Genomic DNA, 520 nt, shown 5'->3' with positions numbered 1-520 from the left:
TAAAAATAGCACGAGGACATCGCCGGGTTTTGCTTTCTTCACATAGATCACCATGCCTAGCTTTGCCTTGAAAAGCCACTTGGACCAGCCGGGATGTGTACGAACCCTGTTACAAGGATGGTGTGGACGGGCCCTGACAGGGCCTAATCCTCAAGCAGAACCAAGCCGTTAATTGGTGGTTGCGGATCAGAAGCGAGCCGCCCATACGTGTCAACGTCAATCCGCTGCCCACCAATGAGGAACTTCTGGCGCTCCGTTCCCTCTTTAATAAAACCCGCTCTACGAGCCACCGCGCCTGATGCGGGGTTATTCACCCGGTGGCCCAGCTCGAGACGCTCCAGACCGCGCGTTGTCAGAGCCCAGTTAGCAACCGTCGCGGCGGCCCGGCTCATCCACCCGCGACCGCGGGCATCCTCTGCCATCCAGTACCAAAACCAACCGTTCAGGTTTTCCTCGTCGACGGATACGCACACGAGGCCAACAAGCGTGTCTTCCTCGACCACGGCCCATGACTCATGAG

At 57.9% G+C, this 520-nt stretch carries 1 protein-coding gene; it reads right to left on the bottom strand.

What is annotated here, in order from left to right; translation table 11 throughout:
• Positions 1–143: 143 nt before the first annotated feature.
• A partial coding sequence (locus HMPREF1627_RS00385) for a GNAT family N-acetyltransferase (RefSeq protein WP_034499972.1) occupies positions 144–520 on the bottom strand: 377 nt, incomplete at its 5' end.

Source organism: Actinomyces sp. S6-Spd3 (genome assembly GCF_000758755.1).
Lineage (GTDB): Bacteria > Actinomycetota > Actinomycetes > Actinomycetales > Actinomycetaceae > Pauljensenia.
This window is presented reverse-complemented; position numbering and strand designations above follow the sequence as displayed.